General features: G+C 28.8%; 19 protein-coding genes and 1 pseudogene. 13 read left to right on the forward strand and 7 right to left on the reverse strand.

All coding sequences use genetic code 11. From position 1 onward, the window contains the following. The 7 genes from FBF02_RS03845 to purU all read left to right on the forward strand — a co-directional run bounded on the left by FBF02_RS03845 (position 1) and on the right by purU (position 4,155). Positions 1 to 915 (forward strand): WD40 repeat domain-containing protein, encoded by a 915-nt coding sequence (locus tag FBF02_RS03845; protein WP_002852557.1) that lies wholly within the window; start codon positions 1 to 3, stop codon positions 913 to 915. Further along, positions 908 to 1,246 (forward strand): chaperone NapD, encoded by a 339-nt coding sequence (locus FBF02_RS03850; protein ID WP_002852435.1) that lies wholly within the window; start codon positions 908 to 910, stop codon positions 1,244 to 1,246. The genes FBF02_RS03845 and FBF02_RS03850 overlap by 8 nt, the downstream gene beginning before the upstream one ends. A gap of 12 nt (positions 1,247 to 1,258) precedes the next feature. Then, a complete protein-coding gene (gene tatA2, locus FBF02_RS03855; protein ID WP_002852615.1) occupies positions 1,259 to 1,432 on the forward strand; it encodes a Sec-independent protein translocase subunit TatA2 in 174 nt (57 codons plus the stop codon). 78 nt (positions 1,433 to 1,510) lie between these two features. Then, positions 1,511 to 1,759, forward strand: coding sequence for a tetratricopeptide repeat protein (locus FBF02_RS03860; RefSeq protein WP_010891888.1), 249 nt, complete (start codon positions 1,511 to 1,513; stop codon positions 1,757 to 1,759). After that, positions 1,756 to 2,247: a hypothetical protein gene (locus FBF02_RS03865; RefSeq protein ID WP_002852635.1), complete on the forward strand. Its 492-nt coding sequence runs from the start codon at positions 1,756 to 1,758 to the stop codon at positions 2,245 to 2,247. The genes FBF02_RS03860 and FBF02_RS03865 overlap by 4 nt, the downstream gene beginning before the upstream one ends. Continuing rightward, on the forward strand, positions 2,216 to 3,334 hold the full coding sequence (locus tag FBF02_RS03870; RefSeq protein WP_002868507.1) for a CCA tRNA nucleotidyltransferase: 1,119 nt from the start codon (positions 2,216 to 2,218) through the stop codon (positions 3,332 to 3,334). The genes FBF02_RS03865 and FBF02_RS03870 overlap by 32 nt, the downstream gene beginning before the upstream one ends. Continuing rightward, positions 3,331 to 4,155 (forward strand): formyltetrahydrofolate deformylase, encoded by an 825-nt coding sequence (gene purU, locus FBF02_RS03875; RefSeq protein ID WP_002852510.1) that lies wholly within the window; start codon positions 3,331 to 3,333, stop codon positions 4,153 to 4,155. The genes FBF02_RS03870 and purU overlap by 4 nt, the downstream gene beginning before the upstream one ends. On the opposite strand, the gene FBF02_RS03880 is transcribed toward purU, so the two are convergent. Further along, complete coding sequence (locus FBF02_RS03880; protein ID WP_002864147.1) at positions 4,152 to 5,426, reverse strand: aminotransferase class V-fold PLP-dependent enzyme; 1,275 nt, start codon at positions 5,424 to 5,426, stop codon at positions 4,152 to 4,154. The two genes, purU and FBF02_RS03880, sit on opposite strands and share 4 nt — an antisense overlap. Positions 5,427 to 5,461: 35 nt before the next feature. Here FBF02_RS03880 and FBF02_RS03885 point away from each other — a divergent pair, with 35 nt between their 5' ends. The 3 genes and pseudogenes from FBF02_RS03885 to FBF02_RS03895 all read left to right on the forward strand — a co-directional run bounded on the left by FBF02_RS03885 (position 5,462) and on the right by FBF02_RS03895 (position 8,753). After that, positions 5,462 to 6,340: a DUF234 domain-containing protein gene (locus tag FBF02_RS03885; protein ID WP_002852402.1), complete on the forward strand. Its 879-nt coding sequence runs from the start codon at positions 5,462 to 5,464 to the stop codon at positions 6,338 to 6,340. A gap of 3 nt (positions 6,341 to 6,343) precedes the next feature. Further along, a complete protein-coding gene (flgS, locus tag FBF02_RS03890; RefSeq protein ID WP_002859823.1) occupies positions 6,344 to 7,363 on the forward strand; it encodes a fla regulon two-component system sensor histidine kinase FlgS in 1,020 nt (339 codons plus the stop codon). Positions 7,364 to 7,462: 99 nt separating this feature from the next. After that, positions 7,463 to 8,753: pseudogene (locus tag FBF02_RS03895) on the forward strand (Cj0814 family flagellar-dependent secreted protein). A gap of 57 nt (positions 8,754 to 8,810) precedes the next feature. On the opposite strand, the gene murF reads toward FBF02_RS03895, so the two are convergent. Genes murF through FBF02_RS03925 form a run of 6 tightly spaced genes read right to left on the reverse strand, consistent with a single transcriptional unit; the run spans position 8,811 to position 14,671 of the window. Further along, positions 8,811 to 10,238, reverse strand: coding sequence for a UDP-N-acetylmuramoyl-tripeptide--D-alanyl-D-alanine ligase (murF, locus tag FBF02_RS03900; protein ID WP_002852462.1), 1,428 nt, complete (start codon positions 10,236 to 10,238; stop codon positions 8,811 to 8,813). Further along, positions 10,239 to 10,958, reverse strand: a complete 720-nt coding sequence (locus FBF02_RS03905; protein WP_002894751.1) for an alpha/beta hydrolase — start codon at positions 10,956 to 10,958, stop codon at positions 10,239 to 10,241. Position 10,959: 1 nt separating this feature from the next. Further along, positions 10,960 to 11,175: a type II toxin-antitoxin system Phd/YefM family antitoxin gene (locus FBF02_RS03910; RefSeq protein WP_002852622.1), complete on the reverse strand. Its 216-nt coding sequence runs from the start codon at positions 11,173 to 11,175 to the stop codon at positions 10,960 to 10,962. Between the two features lie 59 nt (positions 11,176 to 11,234). Further along, positions 11,235 to 12,275, reverse strand: coding sequence for a D-alanine--D-alanine ligase (locus tag FBF02_RS03915; RefSeq protein WP_002858765.1), 1,041 nt, complete (start codon positions 12,273 to 12,275; stop codon positions 11,235 to 11,237). 9 nt (positions 12,276 to 12,284) lie between these two features. Continuing rightward, the gene (gene ruvA, locus FBF02_RS03920; RefSeq protein ID WP_002852492.1) at positions 12,285 to 12,836 is read right to left on the reverse strand and encodes a Holliday junction branch migration protein RuvA; all 552 of its coding nucleotides are present in this window, start codon (positions 12,834 to 12,836) and stop codon (positions 12,285 to 12,287) included. Next, the gene (locus FBF02_RS03925; protein WP_002852626.1) at positions 12,812 to 14,671 is read right to left on the reverse strand and encodes a flagellar assembly protein A; all 1,860 of its coding nucleotides are present in this window, start codon (positions 14,669 to 14,671) and stop codon (positions 12,812 to 12,814) included. Before FBF02_RS03925 ends, ruvA begins: the two co-directional genes overlap by 25 nt. A 103-nt stretch (positions 14,672 to 14,774) precedes the next feature. Between FBF02_RS03925 and murJ the strand changes: the two genes are divergently transcribed. Genes murJ through FBF02_RS03940 form a run of 3 tightly spaced genes read left to right on the forward strand, consistent with a single transcriptional unit; the run spans position 14,775 to position 19,349 of the window. Further along, positions 14,775 to 16,226, forward strand: a complete 1,452-nt coding sequence (murJ, locus tag FBF02_RS03930; protein ID WP_002852456.1) for a murein biosynthesis integral membrane protein MurJ — start codon at positions 14,775 to 14,777, stop codon at positions 16,224 to 16,226. Next, the gene (gene cysS / locus FBF02_RS03935; RefSeq protein WP_002852611.1) at positions 16,226 to 17,614 is read left to right on the forward strand and encodes a cysteine--tRNA ligase; all 1,389 of its coding nucleotides are present in this window, start codon (positions 16,226 to 16,228) and stop codon (positions 17,612 to 17,614) included. The genes murJ and cysS overlap by 1 nt, the downstream gene beginning before the upstream one ends. Continuing rightward, positions 17,607 to 19,349, forward strand: a complete 1,743-nt coding sequence (locus tag FBF02_RS03940; RefSeq protein ID WP_002858782.1) for an ABC transporter ATP-binding protein — start codon at positions 17,607 to 17,609, stop codon at positions 19,347 to 19,349. The genes cysS and FBF02_RS03940 overlap by 8 nt, the downstream gene beginning before the upstream one ends. Positions 19,350 to 19,364: the final 15 nt, after the last annotated feature.

Consider the following 19,364-nt stretch of genomic DNA (forward strand, 5'->3'; position numbering starts at 1 on the left):
ATGAAAAAATTTCTTTTTATTTTGAGTCTTTTTTGTGTTTTGTCTTATGCTTATGAGCTGAAATTAAATGCCAATATAACAGCTTTAAAGCTTGATAAGCAAAACTTATATATAGGCACTGATAAAGGTGAAATTTTGCAATATAACATTAAAGATAAAAGTTTAAAAGAACTTTTATCTTTGCCAAAGATTAAAAATTATTATGGTGATGATTTTGCTAAAATTTACAACATTGATATTTTTAAACATACACTTTTAATACTTAGCGAGGGTGATTTTGGTGCTAAAAATTTAAGTTTTTATAAGGAAAATTTACAAATCAAAAAGCTCGAAGAAAATAGCATAATAAAAGCATTTTTTATCAATGAAAATACTTATCTTTTGATTTCTATTGGTTCTGAAATAGAATTGATTGATAAAAGTTTAAAAAATATAAAAAAATTTAATTTTTCCCATTCTAGTCTTAATGATGCAGTTTTAAATGAAGATAAGAGTAGACTAATTGCAGGTTTTGAGAGTGGCGAAGTAGAACTTTTTGATTTGAAAAATTGGAAGATGTTGAAAAACTATGATAAAATGCATAAAGATAATATCTATCAAGTAGATTTTAAAAATAATGTTATTTTAAGTTGTGGAACGGATAGGCGTATAGGAGTTGTAAAAAATGAAGAACAAAATTTTTTACAAAAAGATTTTTTGATATATACTTGTGCTTTAAGTCCTAGTGGAGAATTCGCTGTTTATAGCGATAATGAAGCTGGAGTTAGTGAAGTTTTTAGCACAAGTGATTTTAAGCCTGTTAAAACTTTTAATAATGAAAATTTGATGAGTGAGTTTATTATTTTTTTAAACAATAAAGATTTTATCGTTTCAGGCTTTGGTGATAGTATAATGTTTAGGAGTATTGATGAATAATCTTTCTAGTGTTTTGATTTTAGCAAAAGAAGAATATATAAATGATTTAAAAAAGGCTATATCTGAAATTCCTTTTTGTTCTGTAGAACTTTGTGAAAATGAAAAGATTATAGTTGTGATTGAAAGTGAAAATTTAGAAGATGAGTTAAACTCTTATAAAATGCTTGAGAAATTGCCAAATATTATCAGTATTAATATGGTTTTTTCTTATCAAGATTTAAATGATGATATCCAAAAAGCAATCAATAGTGGCGCAATAGAAACGATAGAAAAAAATGAAAATGCTGAGAATGTTCGCTACTATGGTAGTGTGTTTAATCAATTTTCTTAAAGTGTAAAGTATATGGTATTTTTAATCCCATTGCTTATTATAATTGGTGTTATTTTTGGAATTGATTATGTGTATTTTAAAAATCAAGATTTAAAAGTGCAAGTTAAAAAAGAACAAAAAGAATTAAATTCTAGCTTAGAGAAAGAAAAAAAAGAATATATAGAAAAATTGTTTAAAACAAAATAGGCATTAAAAATCATATTATTTTCTTAAAGATAAATTAAAAAGCTTTTTGCTAGAATTAAAGAAAAATTTTAGGAAACAGTGATGAAAAATACAGTCACTGAAGCTTCTATCTATGAGGCTCAAGGGTTAAAAGACGAAGCTTTAGAAATTTATAAAAATATCTTAAAAGAAGATCCGAATAACCAAAACGCTATCGATGCGGTTCGTCGTCTTAGTGGTTTTAGATCCAAGCATAAAGACTTAAACACTCAAATGTTGGATTTTTTTATTAATATGAAAAGCGATGAAGAAATTAATGAATTTAAAAGGTGGTTGATAAAAATATGAATTTGGAAGATTTAGCTAAAAAAACCATTAGCGAAGTTAGCTCTATCATGGAAGAGCAAAGAAGACAAAATGAAATTTTAAAAGAACAAGAATTAAATAGAAAAACTGAAATAAAAGATGAATTACCACCTATGGAGTTTGTATGCGAAGAGCTTGATACTCCGCAAGACTTAGAAGATAAAATTTCTATGGCAAAATTTGAAGAAGAGCAAAAAATACAAAATAATATTGAAATTTCTACTCAGGAAAATAAAGAGTTTAAAAAAGAAGAGCCTTTTTTACAAAATGAAATTTTAAATCCTAGTGTTATGACAGAGGTTCAAACGCTTAATGAGGATATTTTTTTAAAACATCTTAGAGAGAGAATTTTAGTTCTTTTTGAAGGTTTAAATAGCATAAAAAAAGATGATCTTGAAAATAGGTTAAACTTGACCATAAATTTTTTAGAGTTTTTGCTTGCAAATATCGAAGATAAGCTTAAAAAATAATCCCGATTTACAGTTTATCGCTGAGTTTTTAAAGCCTTATACCAAACGAGCGTATTTGGTTGGAGGTAGCGTTAGGGATTTGTTTTTAGGTTTAAAAATTTGCGACTATGATATAGAGCTTTATGATATAAAACCTAAAGATTTTGAAAAGATTATGCAAAAATTGGGCGCACAAGGCTTTGGAAAAAGTTTTTTTGTATATAAGTTTAAAAATTATGATTTAGCTCTTGCTAGAACCGAAAATAAAATAAGCTATGGACATAAAGGTTTTGAAGTTCAAATTTGCAATGATGAAAAACTTGGCGCCAAAAGACGCGATTTTACCATAAATTCTATGATGATTAATCTTTTTAACGATGAGTTTTTAGATTTTTATGGAGGATTAAAAGATCTAGGAGTAGGCTTTTTAAGGCATATTGATAAACAAAGCTTTCAAGAGGATAGTTTAAGGGTATTAAGAGCAGTAGTATTTGCCTCAAGGTTTAACTTTAAGATAACTAGTGAAAGCTTGAAATTGATGCAAAGTATGGATATAACTGATCTTAGCAAAGATAGGATCAATGCGGAGCTTTGTAAATTCTTTAAAAGTCCTAGACTTGATGTTGGCTATAGATATTTACAAGAACTTGGCTTAGAGAAACAGGTTTTCGGCTTTGAGAGTGTTTTTAAGAGTTCGGAATTTCAAAATTTACTCAGACAAAGTAGAGAATTTGTAAAAAGCGATGCTTTATTCTTGTATTTGTATTTGAATTTTTTTAATTTAGAAAAAGATATATTTTTTAAAAGAACTAAACTTAAAAAAGAATACCTAAAATACGCAAATCAAGCTTTTTATCTTGATGATATAAGTGATTTTGAACTAGCAAAAATTGCTTTTGAAATGCCTTTGAAGGAATGGCTTGGACTTTGGAGTAAAAAGCGTATTGAGCAAGCTAAAAGATTAGGGCTTTATGAGAATAAGTTTGAAAGTAAAATTTTAGCAAAAGATTTCATAAATGCTGGATTTTGTGGTAAAATTCTTGGTTTAAAGCTTCAAGAAGCAAGAGAGAATGAATTAAAAGAATATATAAAAGGTTTAGCTAAATGATTTCTGTATTAAAAATTTGCACCAAAGATCAAAAAGGTTTAATTTATAGAATTTCTGATGTTATTTTTAAATATCATATCAATATAGTAAAAAACGATGAATTTGTAGGTGAAGGAATGTTTTTTTTTCGTGCTCTTTTAGAAGGTGAGTTTGATAAAGAAGCTTTTATAGGAACGCTTGAGGCTATGCTTGGACAAGAAGCCTTGATAGAGCTTTGCGAGAAGAGAAAAAAAGATATTGTTGTTTTTGCTACTAAAGAAAGTCATTGTTTGGGAGATTTGCTAATAAAGCATTATAGTAACGAACTTGAAGCAAATATCAAAGCTGTGATTTCAAATCACAACTCTTTAAAGGATTTAGTTGAGAAATTTGAAATTCCTTATCATTTTATCAGCGCTGAAAATTTAGATCGTAAAGAGCAAGAAAATCAGATTTTAAAATGTCTTGAACAATATAAATTTGATTATTTGGTTTTGGCAAAATATATGAGAATTTTATCTCCTGATTTTGTTAGGCATTTTGAAGGCAAGATTATAAATATTCACCATTCTTTCTTACCTGCATTTATAGGAGCAAATCCTTATAAACAAGCCTTTGAAAGAGGGGTTAAAATAATTGGAGCTACGGCACATTTTGTAAATAATAATCTTGATGAAGGTCCTATTATCACTCAAGCTGTTTCGCCTGTAAACCATGAATTTACTTGGCAAGATATGCAACAAGCAGGTAGAAATATAGAAAAAGATGTTCTTTCAAAAGCACTTGATTTGGCTTTTGAAGATAGAATTTTTATACATAATAATAAAACTATAATATTTTAATGCGATAATTTTACTATAGTTTTATTTAAAGCATTAAAAAAATAATCAATATCCTCTTTTTCATGCGTATAATGCAAGCTTATTCTTAACCAACCTGGTTTTGTTTTAAGTTTTTGATTATCTTTTAAGCCTAGCAAATCATGACCATAAGGCCCAGCACAAGCACATCCAGCGCGTGTTTCTATGTGGTATTTTTTACTAAGTTCGTAAGCGATATCAAAAGGAGAAATTCCTTTGATATTGAAAGCAAAAATAGGCAATCGGGTTTTTAAATTCTTTGCGTATAAAATTAAATTAGGTATAGTTTTTAGTTTTTCAAAAAAATAATCTTTTAAAATTTCTTCTTTTTTTTCTATATTTTTAACCCCTATAGAATCTTTGATTTTAAAAGCTAAGCTAGCGCGAATGAGTTGTAAAATTCCAGGTGTTCCTCCTTCTTCTAAAGCTTCTTCATTGCAAAGGTAGCATTGTGAAGTGCGAGAAACATAGCCCACAGTTCCACCTGCGGCAAAGCTAGGTTTGTTTCCACAAAGATCTTTTTTGATGGCTAAAAGTCCAGAACCGCCAATACCACCGATTAATTTATGAGAACTTATAAACAACGCATCATAGTATTGACAAGATATGTTTTTATAGGGAATGAAACTAGATGCATCAAAAGCAACTATCCCTTTAAATTTACGAACCATTTCAGAAATGCGTTTGTAATCACTTAATATCCCAGTAACATTTGAAGCTAAAGAAAAGCTAGCGATTATTTTTCTTTTTTTGTTTTTTTGTAAAGTTTTTTCTAGAAAATCAAAATCAATTTCTCCATTTTTATCCAAGGGAATTCTAATACATTCGCACAAGCCTTCTCGAAATGAAAGTTCATTAGAATGATGCTCATAAGGCCCTACGATAACTAAAGGTAAGGTATTTTTATCAATTTGCGTAAAATATCTTTCTTTTACAAGAGGGGGAATGTAAATGCCGATCAATTCTTGAAATTTTTTAATAGCACTGCTTGATCCTGTTCCGCAAGCTATAAGGGCAAAATTTTCATCTAATGATAAACTTTTTTTTATATCTTTTCTTGCTTGTTCGTAAGTTTGTTGAGTTTTAAAAGAATTCAAAGAGCTATCAGAATGTGTGTTTGCATAGGTTGGGAGAATTTTTAAAATTTCTTTTTCTACACATTTTAGAGCTAAAGCACTTGCTGTGAAGTCAAAATGCAAAATACCTTTTTTTAAGATCAATTCTTTTTTTAAATCTGAAATTTGCAAATACAATCCTTATAAAAATTTGCTAAAATTATACTATAAAAATGCTTTATAAAAGGAAAAATATAAAATTTAAGAACTTTGTAGATTTGCATAAGAATTTGTCTTTAAGTAAGCTTTTTGATTTTTATAGTGTGTTTGAAGGTTTTGAAAAATTAAACATTTTAAATTTTGAAGACGATGTATTTACAAATATAGAGCGAATTTTGCTTGATGATTATCTAAAAATTAAAAGTTATTTCGCCTTGGATGAAACAAGTTCTTACGCTCTTACTTTACTAGCTAAAAACAATCGCAAGCGTTTTTCTATCAATAGAAAAATTCAGCATTTTAAAGCTTTATCTACACTTAAATATCTTTTAGAAACAGGTATAATAAAACTTGAGTATAGTAAGGAAGCTAAAAAAATAAAAGATAAAAGACAAAAAATCAAAAAAGAACTAAGATCTTATGTTGTCCAAGATAAGATTATATTTAGCAACCATTTTACTCGTTTCTTTTTTTATTTTTTAAAGCCCAATGAAAAGCTTATTTTGCAAAATCGTTATAAAGAAGTTTTAGAATGTATTAAGGAAAAATTTGAACTTTATCAAAGTTTTTGTTTTGAACAGCTTTCTAGAGAATTACTTGAGAAAAAATTCAATATCAATGGAGTGCAAAGTTACTGGGATAAGAATTTAGAACTTGATCTTTATTATCAAGATGAAAATTTGTGTTTTGTCGGAGAAGTTAAATTTAAAAATAAAAAAATTTGTAAAAATATTTTAAATCTTTTAAAATCAAAAGCAAAGTCTTTAAATTTGGCTCCAAATTATTACATTATAATCTCAAAAAATGGTTTTAGCAAGGAAATTGATAAAATATGTGAACAGAATTTGCTTTTACTTGATTTGAATGATTTTAAGATTTTATTAGAGGAATGATAAATGAATGAAAGTATTTTAAAAAGTTTAGACTCAAATGAAAAAGAAACCCTACAAAAAGGCTTAGAAAGTCTTATAGAACAAACTTATGTAATAGAAAATGAATACAAAACTTTAAATGAAAACTATAACTCCTTACGCGCAATGGTTGATGAGATTATAGAGGTGTTGCCTAGTGCGCTTTGGATTTTAGATAAAGAAAAAAATATTATTTTACAAAATCAAGAAGCCTTGAAAAATCCAAAATTACTTAGTATCATTAGTCTTGATAAAATTCGCGATGAGCTTGAATTTGAAGGTAGGTTTTATGCGGTAAAAATCATAGCACATAATGAAAAAACTATAGTTTCAGCTACAGATATTAGCGATGAAAAACGCAATGAAAGGCTTGCAAGCATGGGTAGTGTAGCGGCTCATTTGGCACATGAGATAAGAAATCCTATTGGATCTATATCTTTGCTTGCTTCAACTCTTTTTGCTCGTAGTGAGCTTAAAAATAAGCATATAGTTCTTGAAATCCAAAAGGCTATTGCTAGAGTAGAGCGTATCGTAAATTCAACTTTACTTTTTACTAAGGGTGTGCACATCAATGCTTTAAATTTTAATCTTTTAGAGTTAAAAGAAGAGTGTGAAAGTGCCATTAACTCTTATAATTTCACTTCTCAAATAGACTTTGAAATATCTTTTTTGGATAAGCAGATTTGTGCTGATAAAGCTCTTCTTGGTTTGGTTTTGCAAAATTTGATTTATAATGCTATTGATGCGATAGAAGAAAGCGAATGTGAAAAGCCTATGATTAAAATTTTAGCAAGTTGTGATAATGAAAAAATATGCATCAGAGTGTATGATAATGGTTGTGAAATAAAAGATGAGAAATTGGTTTTTGAAGCTTTTAAAACAACAAAACTTAAAGGCAATGGGCTTGGCTTGTCTCTTTCTAAAGAAATCATAAACGCCCATAAGGGAGAGTTAAGTTTTCAAAGCGATCCTAAGAATTTTTATTTTACCTTACCTTTGGTGTGATAAATATTTTCTTTTCACCCCAAAACGAAACAGATTTTGCTTATATTATTTTAATATATTTAGATTGAAGGCAAAAAAATCTAAATCAAAGGAATTAATATGAGTATCTTTAGCATCAATGATAACTCAAATTATAATTCTATACTTTCACAAGCAAAAGCTAATAAAGAATTCTAAAATAAGTTTTGCTAATACTTTTTTAAAACAAAATGCTAGTAAATTAAATGAAATTCAAAGTGCAAATTCACAAACCCTGGTAAGAAGTGAAGTATTAAATTCTACTAATATATCAAATACTAGCAATAGTATAAGTAGTAAAACAAGTTCTCCCAACTATGATATATCAAGTGAATTTAAAAACTCTATTTATACTCTAAAATATAAACAAGCAGATATAAGTAATACTTCTACTAATACAGCTTATGGTTATAGTGTAGATAAAGATGGCTATATGGGAAGTGATTTTAACAAAGCCGCAGGATTGCCTGAAGATTTTAAGATACATAAATCTACTTTGGATGAGATAGAGAGGAAGGCTGAAAATAACTCTTATACTTCAGATATAAAAAAATATTTAGGTATAGATAAATATTATACAAACATAGATATGGCTGAAACCATAAAACAATACTATAATCAATTTAATCAAATTGTTAATCATACTTTTAATGATACCAATAAAACAAGTTTCACTGAAACAGATATAAATTCTATGCCTAAGGGAATTAGTGAATTATCATCTGATAAAACTATAGGTATTATGCCGAAAAATTATGATAAGCTAACAATAACAAACTATTATAATACACAAGAGCAATATAATGAAGCAGAACAATTAGGAATGTTTGGGCATATTAATATAGGCTTACAACCATTAAATTTCACTCCGCAAAGTATGCAAACTCAAAATTTAGATAAAGACACTGCAATAGATACTTTTAATCCTGATATGTCAGTTTATCCACAAAATGAAGATGGAAGTTACTCTAAAGAGGCTTTGTTTATGAGTTTTTTAAAATCAACGGGTGTATCGCCAAGAGAAGGTAGTGCAACATTAAATCCTATAGCTAAGTCTTATGCTGAAGCTATGGCCAAAGAAAGCTTTGATGGATCATTAACTTCCTTAGATGACATCATGACAGGCAAAGTTGATTTTGCAAGTTTATTAAAAGGTTATGCACAAGATGGCTGGCTTGATGCAGATATATATGCAATGGAAAAAGGGGTTGCTTGGCAAAATACAAGTATAGGTTATGGTGGAGCTTGGTTTGATAGAGAATTTAATCAAGCAAAAGCTAATGGCTGGAAAGCAAGTAATGAAAGTATAAATTCTTTTGTAAATAATATAATGGATAGACTTAATAATCTTATAGGGCAAACTAGGGTTTAGGAAGTATTTGCACGAAGTCAAATTAAAAATGATGACATTTGCAAATACTTATGCGAATCACATAAAGCTAGGTGCATCGTTTGAAAAGAGTATCAAATCTCCGTGTTTTGTTTCTTTAGCTAGAGTTTGAACTAGTTGACTCTTTTCTTTAAGTATAATGGTTTTTATTTTTAACTCTTTTTTGAAAATTTCAGCATTGATTTGTGCACTAATGATAGCAAGATCAAAACACTCATTGATGATTTTGGCAAGTTTTATATTTTCTTCTTCGCTTACTTCTACTATACCAGGACTTACTAAAACTTTGCGTCCTTTATAGCTTTTACAAAGTTTATAGCTTGTGCTCATACCTTTAAAATTTCCATTAAAACCATCATCTATGATAAATTTAGGCTCTCTTGAAAGCACTTGCAAGCGATGTTCTACGGAATTTATATTTAAAACTTGCTTTTGAATTTTTTCTAGTTTTATGCCAAGATAATGAGCACAAAGTATACAAACACAAAGATTTTGCGCATTAAAATCCCCTAAAATTTGACTTTTAAAATCATAGGATTTATTTTCTATATCGACTTTAAATTCTAAACCTTCAAGACTTGAATGAATAAGACTTAATTTATCATCATAAAGGCTGATGAGTTTATCTTCTTCTTTTTGGGTGCTAGAGTGTAAAAAAGCCTTTTCTAGTCTTTCGGAATTTAAGGCTTCAAGTTTGGTTGAGCGGATATTTTCAACACTTTTAAAATACTCTAAATGTGCATTGCCTATCTCTCCTACTATGCTGATTTGAGGTTGTAAAAAATGCGTGATTTCATCGATATCGCCTTTAAGTCTAGCGCCTGCTTCAGCTATGTAAATTTGAGTATCTTGACTTAAATTAGCATTGATATCAGCAACTATACCTAGTAAGGTATTGACAGAGCGTGGTGTTTTGTAGCTTTTAAAGTCATCTTTTAAAAGTTCGTATAAAAAATTTTTAATACTTGTTTTTCCAAAACTTGCGGTAATGAGTATGATTTTTAAATTTTCATTGGCTCTTAGTTTGGCTTTGGCTTGTTTTTTATAATATAAATTTGTAAAAAACTCATAAATTTTAAGACTCAATAAAGCAAAAGGAAGACTAAAAAGATTAAAAAGAAAAGAAAAACGCAAAGCAAGGATGGTAAAAATAGCATTATAAACAAAAACAAAAACAAAAAACCATTTAACCTTACTTGTAAAAACAAGCTTTTTATCTATGCCTTTATTCCAAAAATACAAAATCGGAGTATGGATCAATGCAAAATATACCAAAGAGTATAAAGGAAAAGCTAAGAATAAAAAATAAGGAATAAATAAAAAATACAAATGCCACAAAGGTTTATGATAATGAAAAAACACGCGTTTAAATTTATAAGAATACCATTGTAAAGCACTCATAAGATAAAAAGCTATACAAAAATTAAAAAATAAAGAATTGATAAAATAAAGAGTATTGATAAGCATTTAAATTTCCTTGATTTTTTGAGCTATGAAAGCAGAGTGTTTTAAAAAGAAAAAATGATCCCCCTCTAAAGGATAAAAAGTACTATTTTTTAAAAATTGATGCATTTTTTCACCACAATACAAAGGCGTAGCTTCATCGCTTTTTCCCCAAAAAATCAAGCTTTTAGCCTTTTGCTTGGCAAAAATTTCACTAAAATCCTCATCAACAACCTTTTTAAAGGTTTCATACATTATAGGACTAAGATTTGCTCCATCTTTACTAGCAAAATAGCGATAAAATTTTCCCAAACCAAAGAGTTTTAAAATTTTAAAAATACGGATTTTAAAACGCACTTTTAGGGATTTTTTAGCCAAAATTCCTGCGCTTGAAAGTAAGATTAGGATGTCTTTTTCTTTTGCGAGCAGGGTGCTTACTTTTCCACCAAAAGAATGCCCCATGAAAAAACAGATATTGAGTTTTTTTTGTTTTAAAAAAAGTTCTGTGATATTGGCATAATCTTGAGTGTTTAAAATTTCTTCCACACTTGAATTTCCAAAACCTGCTAAATCCATATAAATTTGACAAAAATCTTTTAAAAAAGGACAAAAACTTTGCTTCATAAGTTCTTTATTAGCTCCCCAGCCGTGTAAGATAAGTATTTGCGGTAAGGAAAGATCACCTAAAATTTCATAAGAAATTTGATAAGTTTTGTTTTTATAAGAAAGTTGTGTTTGAGCCATTTTAAGCCTTTTGATTTTTGTAGATATTTTCTAAAAGTTGCATGGCGTTTTGTAAGCGTTCAAATTCCTTCATACTAAGCATTACAGCTTCAAATTTGTTATTTTTTAAAATAACTATTTTTCCACTTTCGCTTTTTTTGAGTTTTTCCATAATGGGGCTAAAATTTCTTACCACTTCGGTGGCAGTGTAAATTTCATCTTGTTTAAAAGAGAGCATTTTTCTTCCTAAAATACGCTAAATTTTATGTATAATTTAGCGCATTTTGACTTAAAAGCTTATAATTTTCCTTTTTGTCCGTTAATGGAGTGAAGGAAGTTGTAATTGATTTTTATCATTTTTTCAAGTGAAATTTGATCAGCTAAAGCGTTTAAAGTGGTATTAAAATCTTTAAAAAGATAATTAGCCAAAGAACCAGGGTTTGGGTTGATTTCATTTAAATATATTTCATTATCCAGTATAAAAAAATCACAGCGTATTAAAGCACCTTTAAACAAAGGATTGTAGATCTTTTTAAAGCTATCTTTGAGTTTTTCTTTTAATTCTTCGCTTAAATCTGCTTCTATAAGTTCATTGTGTCCTGAAAAGCTAAGATATTTTTGTTCAAAGTCTAAAAATTCTTTTTTCTTTGGCTCTTCTATAATGGAAAAAACAAACTCATCATTGATCATACATCCTGCAAGATTGTATTCTTTGATATTGTTTTTAAATTCTTCTACTACAAGATCATTGTCAAATTCAAAACCTACATCTTTGGCGTATTCTAAATCTTTTTCATCTTTTACTATACTAATACCTATACTACTTCCAAGTCTTGCAGGTTTGATAATGCAAGGAAAACTAAGCTTTTCTTTAGAGTTTTGATTTTTTCTTAGTATGGTATAATCAAGTGTTTTTACTCCAACGCTTTTGGCATAAAGTTTGGTAAGTTCTTTGTTAAAAGATAATACACTAGCTTCAAGCCTAGGTCCTATAAATTTAATAGAATAAAACTCAAATAAAGCCGCAATTTTTCCATCTTCTCCATCTCTACCATGGATAAGATTGATCACGCATTCGCACTCTAGTTTATTTTCTTTTAAAAAGCCTTTGCTAAAAAAACCTCCTTGTTTGATGAAGAGTTCTTTTTCTTTTTTATAAGCTTTGGTGCTAAAAGTTTTAGAATTCATTTTTTCACTTGGGATATGATAAAATCTTCTTTCTTTATCACAAAAAATAAATTCTAAATTTTGATTGATAACTTTTTTAAGCACTACAGCACTTACTATACTAATCTCATGTTCATAAGAATTTCCGCCAAAAAGTATTGCAAATTTCATTTTATTCCTTTATCCTAGTTTTTTAAGAGCTTCTTTGATGAGTTCGCTTGTGCCTGTTGCTTGAGCACTTACTAAAACACTTATGATTTTTTCTTGTTTAAAGCCTAGAGTAAGAAGTGCGGCTAAGGCTTCGCTTTTATCATCGCTTACATTTTCAAGTTTGGTTTTTGTGTCAGAAAGTTCTACTATAATGCGTTTTGCACTTTTTGGACCTATGCCAGGTACTTTTTTAAGCACGCTTTCATCGCCCAAACTTAACGCTTTGTAAAAAGAATTTACATCAAGACTAGAGCATACCGCCATAGCAGTATTTGCACCCACTCCATTGACTTTTAAAAGCATTTCAAACATTTTTTGTTCATCTTTATCCAAGAAGCCATAAAATTTATTAGAATCTTCTTTGATGATTTGAGTGATAAAAAACTCATGCTTTTCTTGAGTTTGAATTTTAGCAGAACAAAAAAGAGAAATAAATATCCCATAGCTTAAACCACTAGCACATTTAACAATGATAAAAGTAGGTTCTTTTTTTGTGATTATTCCTTCGATGCCGACAACCATGCTATATCCTTTTCTTCATAATCTAATTTTTTATGTATTTCTATACTTTCTTGGTTGTTTTGTATGACTTTTTTAATGCCTATAAATTTAGCACTTTCATTAACAAATGAAGAGCAAAAAATATCTTCTTTAGGCTCTAGAAGTGAAAATTTGATTTCATTCATATCAGTCCATTTGCCGCTTTTATTTATAAAAGTTGCTTCAAAAAGCATTTTTTGCAAATTGATTAATTCTAATTGCAAAGATTTTTTGCGTTCAAGAAGTTCTTTTTCTTCATTTTGTAGTTTATTTAATTCAAGATTTTGTAAAGAGAAATCTTTTAGGGCTTTTTCGTATTGTACAGGAACATTTTGACCTTGATTTTTAAGTTCTGTTATCTTTTTTTCAACGCTTAAAATTCCATTTTTGCTTGATAAAATGTATTGTCTTATTTTATTTATTTTATGATTTAACTTAGAAATTTGCTCTCCTAAAATCGCAAATTCTTCATCATAATTTTTATCAAGAGTTTTAATTTTAGCATGAAATTTATTGTTATCCCCGTTAATGCGTTCTATTGTGGTGTTTTCAAAAAACACACAAGAATTATTACTTTCTAAATTTTCTATATAGATTTTATCAGCTTGTATATTTCCGCCTAAACTTTTTTTAATTCTCACTTCTTTGGCTTTGATTGTTCCACCTTCGAGCAAATCTATATTTAAAATTTCGGCTTCCGCAAATCCTCTATGAGTTTTTATATAGGCTTGTTTGGCTTGAATTTTGGCTTTAGAGTGCGTAGTGCCTTCAATTTTCATTTTGGTGGCATTAAGTTGAGTGTTGCTTCCTACGCTTCCGACTACATTTAATTCTTCACATTCTATCCCAACGCCAGAATTTACAGCATCTTTTACTTCTGAAAGAAATTTTATATTGATTTTGACATTTTTGTCTAGTCCAGCTCTTATAATCCCTATATTTTTAAAATCTACCCCATTAAAATCTAGTTCATTGGCGATATCAAATTTTTCACCATCTTGTACTACATAACCTTTTTTTAAGGCTATATATTCTGTGTATCCATCTTGCTCTACTTGTTTAAAAGCCGAAGAACAAGAAAATTTAACTTTATTTTCATTTGCAGCTAAAACTTTTAAGGTGTGTAAATTTAAGTCTTTTCCTTCTTTACCTTGTTTAAATTTGACGTGTTTTAAAACAACTTCATTTTCATCAACAACAATAATACCTGAGCGTTTTTCATCGATAGTGTAGTTTTTGGTTTTTTCTTTATAAGTCAAGATCAGAGATTCATCTTGACTTTCTATAGGATCAATACCTTGTGCAACGGTGATTTGTATAGTTTTATTTAAAGGGGTGTTTTTATATTGGTTGCAAAAAGACATTAATTTTTTCTTAAAATCAAAAATGCGGATACCTATTAAAAATTTAAGTTTCAACATCTTTTTATAAATATTTTGCAAAAGTTCTAGTGCTAGTTTTTCATGAAAGTCTAAATTTGTAAAATCAATTTGAGCAACTATTTTGGTTAAATTTTTATTTGCAACTAGTTTGACTGCTTGAGATGCTTTGCTTTGGTTTATACCGTGGAAAATTTCTATTTTGTATTCTTGCTTGATTTGAAGATCATTTTTTAAAAAAATTTCATCTTTATCAAAAAGAGTTAATTCTTTTTCAGAGATTTTTTCCCATTCTAAATCTCCAAAACGATATTGTGTAGAAAATGCCAATAAACTAAAATCAAGCTCATTTAAGCTAAGGTTTGTTCGTGAAGCTACGCTTAAAAGCTCTCGAGCTGGATTTTCTGTATAGGCAATAATTTTTTCATCCAAAGCCAAAACTTTCCCCTTGTAAAAAATTAAGAATGTAATTATAGTCAATTTTTAATCAATTTTAGTTAAAATAGTTCTCTTTATATTTTGAAATTTATGAAAAAATTTAATGAAGAGTTTAGTATTTAAAAATTTTATTATCAATGCTTTAGGAATTTTATTTTCAAGAATTTTAGGGCTTGCTAGAGATGTTTTAATAGCGCTTTTTTTAGGAGCAGGGCTTTATAGTGATATTTTTTTTGTGGCTTTAAAAATGCCTGCTTTTTTTAGAAGAATTTTTGCAGAAGGGGCTTTTGGACAAAGTTTTTTGCCTAATTTTGTAAAAGCGAAAAAAAAGGGAGCTTTTTGCGTTAGTGTAATGATGCAATTTAGCCTTATAGTTTTTTTATTTTGTCTTTTGGTAAGTTTTTTTTCCTCTTTTTTTACTAAGCTTTTTGCTTTTGGGTTTAACGCAGATACTATAGCTTTAGCGGCTCCTTTGGTGGCGATTAATTTTTGGTATTTGTTTTTTATTTTTTTAGTTACTTTTTTAGGAGCTATTTTAAATTATAGACAAAAATTTTTCATTACCTCTTTTTCTGCGGCATTATTTAACTTAAGTATTGTTATAGCTGCCTTTTTTGTGGATAAAAATGCACCGCAAAATACACTTTATTATTTTTCTTATGCAACGGTTTTAAGTGGGGTGGCACAGCTTATTTTACATTTGCTTGTTTTAAAAAACAATCCTGTAATACGTGCTATGACTTTAAGTATAAAATTTAAAAAAACCAAGGCGAAATTACAAGGTTTTTATGGCAATTTTTTTCATGGAGTTTTAGGTTCTTCTGCGACTCAATTTAGCTCATTGCTTGATACAACTATAGCTAGTTTTTTAATGAGCGGGAGTATTTCTTATCTTTATTATGCAAATCGTGTCTTCCAACTCCCCCTGGCACTTTTTGCTATTGCTTTAACTCAAGTTTCTTTTCCAAAAATTTTAAAACATTTAAAAAGTGATCAAGAAAATTTAGCCTTAAAATTTATGCAAAGAGCATTAGCGCTTTTAAGCATTTTGCTTATTGCTTCTAGTATTGTAGGTTCTGTGTTTGCTTTGGAAATTTCAAAGCTTTTATTTGAAAGAGGAAATTTCACTCACGAAGATAGTGTGATTACGGCTTATGTTTTGATTGCTTATCTTATAGGGCTTTTACCTTTTGGTTTGCAAAAGCTTTTTTCTTTGTGGCTTTATGCAAAATTTAAACAAAAAACAGCAGCTTGGATCGCGGTAAAATCTTTAATTATCAGTGCTTTATGTTCTATGGCTTTTATATTTTTGATTAAAGATGAAAGTTTAAAGGTTATTGCAGTAGCACTTTCAAGCTCTATTAGTGCTTTTTATTTGCTTGGAGCTAATATCAAAGAATTTGGTTTTAAGAAATTTTTTGCTTTAATATCTATTAAAATTTGCTTATTGGTTATAGTTGCTTTGATTGTTTTTACGATCTTACTTATTTTGATTAAACCTTATATTTTAAGTTTTTTTATAGGAATTTTTACAAGTTTTAAAGGAGTTTTTTAATGAGATTATTAGATAGTGTAACAAAAGAGAAAATAAAACTTGATAAAAAAGATATTAGTATTTATTTATGCGGACCTACGGTTTATGATGATGCACATTTAGGACATGCAAGAAGTAGTGTTTGTTTTGATCTTTTGCGTAGGGTTTTACTTGCTCAAGGCAATAGGGTAAAATTTGCTAGAAATTATACAGATATTGATGATAAGATTTTGAAAAAAATGGCTCAAAGTGGTCAAACTTTAGAGGAAATTACGGAATTTTATATCAAAAGTTATGAAGAGGATATGAGGGTTTTAAATGTATTAGATCCTGATTTTAAACCTCGTGCAACGCATTATATAACAGCTATGCTTGATTTGATTAAAAAGCTTGCTAAGGATGGGTTTGTTTATACTCTAGAAGATGGAATTTATTTTGATACAAGTAAAGATGAAAAATATTTAAGCCTATCAAATCGCAATTTAGAAGAAAATATCTCTCGTCTAAGTAATGAAGTGCAAAAAAGAAATGAAAGCGATTTTGTGCTTTGGAAATTTGATGAAAATTTTTACGAAAGTGAATTTGGCAAAGGGCGTCCAGGTTGGCATACTGAATGTGTTGCTATGATTGATTCTATTTTTGAAAATACCCTTGATATACATGCTGGAGGGATAGATTTGCTTTTTCCTCATCATGAAAATGAAGCTGCGCAATGTCGTTGTGGATGTAAGAGAAAATTAGCAAATATTTGGCTTCACAATGGTTTTGTAAAAATCGATGGCGAAAAAATGAGTAAAAGTTTAAATAATAGTTTTTTTATAAAAGATGCTTTAAAAGAATTTATGGGCGAGGCTTTAAGATTTTATCTTTTGAGTTCTCATTATAGATCTCATTTTAATTATTCTTTATCGGATTTAGAAAATGCTAAAAAACGTTTAGATAAATTTTATCGCCTTAAAAAAAGATTGGATTTAGGTGAAATTTCTGATTTTGATGTTTTAAATGATATTGGAATAAAAAGCGAAATTGCTAAGCAAATTTTAGAGATTTTAAATGATGATTTAAATGTTTCTAAAGCCTTAGCTCTTTTGGATGATTTTATCAGTAGTGCAAATTTAGAGTTGGATAAAGAAAGCAAAAATAAAATTTTAAAACAAAATATCAAAGAAGCTTTAAGTGAGCTAGCTAAAATTTTTGGCTTTGGTTTTATGGATGCAACTTTATATTTTCAATGGGGTGTAAGCAAAGAAGAACGAGAAGAGATTGAAAAGTTAATTTTAGAAAGAACTGAGGCTAAGAAAAACAAAGATTTTAACACAGCTGATGCAATAAGAGAGCAATTAAATAGTAAAAAAATCACTCTTTTAGATACTCCAAATGGAACAATTTGGGAGAAAATAAATGCATAATGAGATGAATTTAAAAGAGGTTTTAATACGCTTTAAGCCCTTTTATAAAAGATATTGGAAACAATTTGCTATAGCTATTTTTGGTATGATTTTAGCAAGCGGAGGAACTGCTGGAAGTTTTTATGCTTTAGAGCCTATTTTAAATTATATTTTCGTTGAAAAAAATGAAGCTTTACTTTATACAGTACCTTTTTTGCTAGTATTGATGTATTTTTTTAAAAATCTTGGAACTTATTTACAAAGTTTTTATGTTTCCTTTATAGGAACAGATATGTTAAGAGTATTGCGTGCTAGGGTTTTAAAAAATGTTTTACGCTTGGATATGGATTTTTTTAAACGCTATAGAAGCGGAGAGCTTGTAAGTCGTTGTACTAATGATATTAATGCACTTCAAAGCATAGTATCAAACATTATTCCTGATTTTTTTAGAGAGCTTTTAACTGCTATAGGACTGCTTGCGGTAGTCTTGTATCAAAGTCCTACTTTGGCTTTTTTTGCTTTAGTGATTTTGCCTTTAGCTATTTTTCCTTTGGTATGGTTTGCTAAAAAACTTAAAAAATATGCAAGAAATATACAAGAAACAAATTCGGATTTACTTTCTTATTTGGGTGAAATTTTTTCAAATATTGAATTGATCAAAGCTAATGATAATGAAAAAAAAGAAAGTGATAAATTTGCTAAGCATAATGATACTTTATGTAAATTAAACCTAAAATCCGCACGTATTGATGCACTTACAAGTCCTTTAATGGATATGATGGGTTCTGTTGGGGTTGCTGTGGTGATTATTGTAGGGGGTAGAGAGGTTATCAATGGTTCTATGAGTGTGGGAAGTTTTATCAGTTTTGTTTCGGCACTTTTTGCGATATATACTCCTTTAAAGCGTCTTTCGTCTTTATATGGAAAACTTCAAGGTGCTGTTGCGGCAAGTGAAAGAACTTTTTATTTATTGGATTTAGAACCTCAAATTAAAGGTGGAAGCAAAGAATTAAAAAACATTGAAAAAATTAGCTTTGAAAATGTTGAATTTGCTTATGAAAACCCGCATAAAAGTGTTTTAAAAGGCGTAAATTTTGATTTTGTTAAAGGGCAAATGCTTGCTCTTGTAGGGACAAGTGGGGGTGGTAAATCTTCTATTATTAATCTTTTGATGTATTTTTATGAAAAGCAAAAAGGTAAAATTTTACTCAATCAAGAAGATATTAGCACTTTTACCATAGAAAGCTTACATGCTAAAATAGGACTTGTAACGCAAAATATTTATCTTTTTAATGATAGTTTTGCTGCAAATATTGCTTATAGCGAAGAGTTAGAAGAAGAAAAAGTCATCCAAGCTTTAAAATTGGCCAATGCTTATGAATTTGTTAAAGAAATGGGCGGGATTTGGGCTGAAGTGAAAGAACATGGTAAGAACTTAAGTGGAGGGCAAAAACAAAGAATAGCAATCGCTAGAGCTTTATATAAAAATCCTGATGTGCTTATTTTTGATGAAGCAACTTCAGCTTTGGATAATGAAAGTGAAAAAGCAATAGTTAAAACTATAGAAAATTTAAAACAAGATAGATTGATTTTAGTGGTTGCACATCGTTTAAGCACTATAGAAAATGCGGATAAAATAGTAGTATTGGATAAGGGTAAGGTATTGGCAATAGGTAAAGATGAAGAGCTTTTGCAAACTTGTTCTTTGTATCAAAAATTTAAAAGCAAAGAAAAAACAAAGCCCAGCTTTAGTTAATTTTAGTTAGAATTT

The sequence above is a fragment of the Campylobacter sp. CFSAN093226 genome (assembly GCF_012897595.1).
Classification (GTDB): Bacteria; Campylobacterota; Campylobacteria; order Campylobacterales; family Campylobacteraceae; genus Campylobacter_D; species Campylobacter_D jejuni.

What these genes read in the sequence shown, in the direction of transcription:
- FBF02_RS03910 (WP_002852622.1), bottom strand. Translation starts at nt 11,175, where the DNA reads ATGCTCTCTTTTAAACAAGATGAAATTTACACTGCCACCGAAGTGGTA.
- FBF02_RS03915 (WP_002858765.1), bottom strand. Translation starts at nt 12,275, where the DNA reads ATGAAATTTGCAATACTTTTTGGCGGAAATTCTTATGAACATGAGATT.
- FBF02_RS03885 (WP_002852402.1), top strand. Translation starts at nt 5,462, where the DNA reads ATGCTTTATAAAAGGAAAAATATAAAATTTAAGAACTTTGTAGATTTG.
- murF (WP_002852462.1), bottom strand. Translation starts at nt 10,238, where the DNA reads ATGCTTATCAATACTCTTTATTTTATCAATTCTTTATTTTTTAATTTT.
- tatA2 (WP_002852615.1), top strand. Translation starts at nt 1,259, where the DNA reads ATGGTATTTTTAATCCCATTGCTTATTATAATTGGTGTTATTTTTGGA.
- FBF02_RS03845 (WP_002852557.1), top strand. Translation starts at nt 1, where the DNA reads ATGAAAAAATTTCTTTTTATTTTGAGTCTTTTTTGTGTTTTGTCTTAT.
- FBF02_RS03940 (WP_002858782.1), top strand. Translation starts at nt 17,607, where the DNA reads ATGCATAATGAGATGAATTTAAAAGAGGTTTTAATACGCTTTAAGCCC.
- purU (WP_002852510.1), top strand. Translation starts at nt 3,331, where the DNA reads ATGATTTCTGTATTAAAAATTTGCACCAAAGATCAAAAAGGTTTAATT.
- FBF02_RS03865 (WP_002852635.1), top strand. Translation starts at nt 1,756, where the DNA reads ATGAATTTGGAAGATTTAGCTAAAAAAACCATTAGCGAAGTTAGCTCT.
- murJ (WP_002852456.1), top strand. Translation starts at nt 14,775, where the DNA reads ATGAAGAGTTTAGTATTTAAAAATTTTATTATCAATGCTTTAGGAATT.
- FBF02_RS03850 (WP_002852435.1), top strand. Translation starts at nt 908, where the DNA reads ATGAATAATCTTTCTAGTGTTTTGATTTTAGCAAAAGAAGAATATATA.
- cysS (WP_002852611.1), top strand. Translation starts at nt 16,226, where the DNA reads ATGAGATTATTAGATAGTGTAACAAAAGAGAAAATAAAACTTGATAAA.
- ruvA (WP_002852492.1), bottom strand. Translation starts at nt 12,836, where the DNA reads ATGGTTGTCGGCATCGAAGGAATAATCACAAAAAAAGAACCTACTTTT.
- flgS (WP_002859823.1), top strand. Translation starts at nt 6,344, where the DNA reads ATGAATGAAAGTATTTTAAAAAGTTTAGACTCAAATGAAAAAGAAACC.
- FBF02_RS03905 (WP_002894751.1), bottom strand. Translation starts at nt 10,958, where the DNA reads ATGGCTCAAACACAACTTTCTTATAAAAACAAAACTTATCAAATTTCT.